This window comes from Bradyrhizobium pachyrhizi, from assembly GCF_001189245.1.
Lineage (GTDB): Bacteria > Pseudomonadota > Alphaproteobacteria > Rhizobiales > Xanthobacteraceae > Bradyrhizobium > Bradyrhizobium pachyrhizi.
In genome coordinates this window covers 176626-180892 of sequence record NZ_LFIQ01000084.1, presented here as the reverse complement: position 1 = coordinate 180892, position 4267 = coordinate 176626, and the positions used below count along the sequence as shown (strand labels likewise).

Annotated in this window: 4 protein-coding genes; 2 read left to right on the top strand and 2 right to left on the bottom strand. The window is 66.2% G+C overall.

All coding sequences use genetic code 11. The features are described from left to right. Positions 1-531, top strand: a 531-nt coding sequence (locus AKL29_RS19640) for a 5-formyltetrahydrofolate cyclo-ligase (RefSeq protein ID WP_063779920.1), incomplete at its 5' end; no start/stop codon positions are given. Between the two features lie 2 nt (positions 532-533). Beyond that, positions 534-1358 carry a TIGR00282 family metallophosphoesterase gene (locus AKL29_RS19635; RefSeq protein ID WP_050385253.1) on the top strand — a complete coding sequence of 275 codons (825 nt, stop codon included), beginning with the start codon at positions 534-536 and terminating at the stop codon, positions 1356-1358. Between the two features lie 50 nt (positions 1359-1408). Here AKL29_RS19635 and AKL29_RS19630 read toward each other — a convergent pair whose 3' ends face one another. Next, positions 1409-2833 carry a methyl-accepting chemotaxis protein gene (locus AKL29_RS19630; RefSeq protein WP_050385279.1) on the bottom strand — a complete coding sequence of 475 codons (1425 nt, stop codon included), beginning with the start codon at positions 2831-2833 and terminating at the stop codon, positions 1409-1411. Positions 2834-3030: 197 nt separating this feature from the next. Continuing rightward, the coding region (locus tag AKL29_RS19625) for a methyl-accepting chemotaxis protein (RefSeq protein ID WP_244482187.1) at positions 3031-4267 on the bottom strand (1237 nt) is incomplete at its 5' end.

Sequence of the window (4267 nt, the reverse complement as noted above, 5' to 3'; positions counted from 1 at the left end):
AAGCGCGATGCGCTGAGCGACGAGCAGCGCGCGACGGCTGCCGAAGCGCTCGCCAAGCGCGGCGCGCCGTTCGAGATCGCGCGGGGCATGATCGTCTCGGGCTATGCGCCGATCCGCAGCGAGCTCGATCCGGCGCCGTTGATGAAGAAGCTTGCCGACAAGGGCGCGCGGCTCGCGCTGCCCTGCATCAACGCGCGCGGCCAGTCGCTGACCTTCCGCAGCTGGTCGCCGCAGGACCGGCTGATGCTCGGGCCGCTCGGCATTCCCGAGCCGTCGCCGGCCGCCGCCGAGGTGCATCCGGACGTGATGCTGGTGCCGCTCGCGGCATTCGACAAGCTCGGTCACCGCATCGGCTACGGCGCCGGCTATTACGACTATACCTTCGCGCATCTGCGCAAGGCCAAGCATGTGATCGGGGTCGGACTTGCCTTTGCTGCACAGGAAACCAAGGCGATTCCGGCGCTGTCGCACGACGTCCCGCTCGATTTTGTGCTAACGGAGCGCAAGACGTTCGATTTCCGGAGTAGCTAGCCTTGCGAATTCTCTTCGTTGGTGACGTCGTCGGCAGGACCGGTCGCACCGCCATCGCCGACCACCTTCCCGGCATGATTAGGGACTGGTCGCTCGATCTCGTGGTCGTCAATGGCGAGAATTCCGCCGGCGGCTTCGGCATCACCGAGGCGATCTACCAGGAGCTGCTCGACGCCGGCGCCGATGCGATCACGCTCGGCAACCACGCCTGGAATCAGAAGGAGGCGTTGGTCTTCATCGAGCGCGCGCCGCGCCTGATCCGCCCGCTGAATTTCCCGCGACATTCGCCCGGCCGCGGCGCCACGCTGGTCGATACCAGGAGCGGCAAGCGCGCGCTGGTCCTCAATGCGATCGGCCGCGTCTTCATGGAGCCGTCCTCGAACGATCCGTTCAGCGCCATCGAGCGCGAGCTCGAGGCCTGTCCGCTGCGCGAGGGCTGTGACGCCATCGTGCTCGATTTCCATGCCGAGGCGACCAGCGAGAAGCAGGGCGTCGGCTTCTTCTGCGACGGCCGCGTCAGCCTCGTGGTTGGCACCCATACCCATGTGCCGACCGCCGATCATCAGGTGCTGCCGGGCGGCACCGCCTATATGAGCGATGCCGGCATGACCGGCGACTATGACTCGGTGATCGGCATGCAGAAGGAGGAGCCGCTGCAGCGCTTCCTCACCGGCATTCCCTCCGGTCGCTTCGAGCCGGCGGGCGGTGTGGCAACGCTGAGCGGCATCGCGGTCGAGACCGACGATGCGACCGGGCTTGCGGTGAAGGTCGCGCCGGTGCGCGCCGGCGGGCGGCTCGAGCCTGCGGTGCCGGGGTTTTGGACGTAGCCCTCGTAGCCCGGATTACGCTTCGCTCCATCCGGGCTACGGAGCTGCCGTCAACTCTGCCTAAAACCCATCCGGAATGCGCCCCAGTGGCGGCCGTTTACGACGATCGGCGATGACAGGTCCTTCATCAGCACGAAATTGCCGCCGCCCATGTCGCGGCGATAGGTCTGCAGCAGGAACGGTTTTGTGTTGGCCGCGACCTTGCTCACCGCGCGATCGTTGAACAGGCGGCGGTTGCGGCAATTGGCGTTGTTCCAGACCGGGTCCGGCCCCTGCGGCTGCCGGTAGTTCGGATTGTGGGTCGGCAGATAGCCGCTGCGCGCCCAGGCGACGCAGAACACGATGCGCGGATCGCTCTTCTGGATCGGATCCTGGATCGCGGGCAACACGCGGTCGGTGAAGGCGACGTAGTCGGTGAGATACTGCTTCGGATTGGTGCCGGCGATCTTGCGATAATTCTCGTCCATCAATTGCACGAGCGTGATCTCGCCGCGCGCGACGGCATTCTCGAACAGCTCGGAGATCCGCCTTGCGGTGTCGATCACGACGCGGATCAGTGGCGTATCACTGGTCTCCACGCCGCTGTCGGCGATGGTCACGATCAGGCTCTCGGAGAGCTCGAGCAGTTTCGCGACGCGGCTGTCGGCATGCTTGAGGTCGCGCGAGGAGAGGTCGACACCCTTGGCCAGCTCGTTCAGCTCCGCGATCACGCTGTCGCAATGGCCGAGATTGGAGGTCGCGGCGCGCGCCACGCTGCCGATCTCGGCGCCGACGGATGAAAAGCCTTCCTGCACGCGCATGATGATGCCCGAAATCTGCTGGGCGCCTTCGCCGGCGCTCTTGGCGCGCAACGAGGCATCGCTGCTCTCGCCGATCAGGCTGCCGATCTGGCCGTCGAGATCGCGCACGGTGTCGGAAATCTGATGCGTCGCCTGGCGCGTCGCTTCCGCAAGGTTCTTGACCTCGCTTGCGACCACCGCAAAGCCGCGGCCGGCATTGCCGGCGCGCGCCGCCTCGATGGTGGCGTTGAGCGCCAGCAGATTGGTCTGCTTGGCGATCGCCTCGATCGAACCGGAAACCTTGGCAACCTGGCTCAGCGCGGAGCCGACCGCGGCGAGCCGCGCCTCGATCCGTCCGACCGCCGCGACGAGCTCTGCGATATGGCTGACCGCCGTCTCGACCACATGGCGGGACTCCGCGATCTGGCCGACCGCGGCGGATGCGGTCGTTTGCACCGCCTGCGATGCGTTGGCGATGTCGTGATTGGCGGCGACCATCGTCTCGGCCGTCGTCTGCAAATGATGGAAGCGCTCGGACTGGCTGCTGACGCGGTTCGCGACCTCCTGGACGTTGCCGGCGATGTCGGCGAGTTCCACCCCGAGGCCGCCGATGCGGTCGGCGAGCTGGTCCACCAGCCGCTCGGCCAGCGTTCGGTCCGATGACGTATCCAGAACTGCAAGCTGCGCGGCCGACATGTCGACGCTTCCTCCGTTACAGCGGCCCGTCGGCCGCCGCAGCATTCCCCATTTCGATCCTAAAGCGTGATTCGCGCTGCCGGTCTTGCCTGAGCGCGCACTGTGTAGCCCGGATGCAGCGCAGCGAAATCCGGGGCTCCTGTCCGTGCAAACACGCATCCCGGATTACACTTCGCCGCATCCGGGCTACGAAGCGTTCAAAGCTTGTAGGCGGTGCGGAACCCGCCCCAATGCCGGCCGCGCACTCGGATCGGTACGTCGATCTCGCGCATCATCACCGTGTTGCCGCCTCCCATGTCGCGCGCATAAGTCTGGATCAGATAGGCGCGCTGGTTGCGGCCGGCGGCGAGGCCCGCGGCGTCGTTGAAGATGCGGCGGTTGCGGCTGTTGGCGGTGTTGTATGTCACGTCGCCCGGCCGCTGCGGCTGCGAGTAGAGCTTATTATGGACCGGCAGGTAGCCGTTCTGGTCGATCATCACACAGAACGCCATCCGCTTGTCCCTGGCGAGGAATGCCTCCTGGAACGCCGGCAGCGTGCGCTCGGCCCAATCCAGCATTTTGGTGCGGTACTGCACCGGGTTGGTGCCTGCGATCTCGACATAATCGGTGTCGAACATGTCAGATATCGCGATCGCGCCGCTTGCCAGCCCGTTCTCGAACATCTTGCTCAGCGCGCTGCCGGCTTCGATCGCGCGGGTGACGAGTTCGGCGTTCTCCTCGTGGATCGCCCACATCCGGTCTTCGATTTTTTCGCGCAGCTCGGCGGTTGCCGCCTCGAAGCGGGCCTGGCTGCCTGCCTTGGAGCGCTCGCCGATCCGGATCCGGCACGCGCCGACCTCCTGCAATGTCCCGTTCAGGGTCTCCTGCACCGGCAGCTTCCCGGCATCGGGTCCGCCGATCAGAATGCCGTCCATCGCGATCTCGTAGACCGGCGCGGTGACGAGGCCGCGCGCGGTCGTGATCTCGATCTTGAGGCTGCAGGGCAGGCGCTCGTTCTTGCGCGGATCGCCGCGCTCGTCCTGGCGCAACAGCACCGCGCAGCGCGCTTTCAGCTTCTGCGCGAATGCGGTCACCGTCTTGCCGGCCTTGGCGACATTGTCGCCATGCGCGGCGGCTTCGCGTGTTGCCGAGTCGATCTCGCCGGCGCTGGTGCCGACCGAGACGATGAAGTGCGAAGCGGAGGCGGCATTCTGGCCCATCTCACCGGTGATTTCATTCTGCTCGGCAACCGCGCCGTTGACGTTCTCGAACACCGGGCGGATCTTTTCGATCGCCTGGGAGATGCGGTGGACCGCGTCCGCCGATCCGGTGGCGTCCTTCTGCAATGCCTCGATCTTGCGGGTGATCTCCTCGGTCGCGCTCTGGGTCTGCACTGCCAGCGCCTTGACCTCAGTTGCGACCACCGCAAAGCCCTTGCCGGCGGCACCGGCGCGC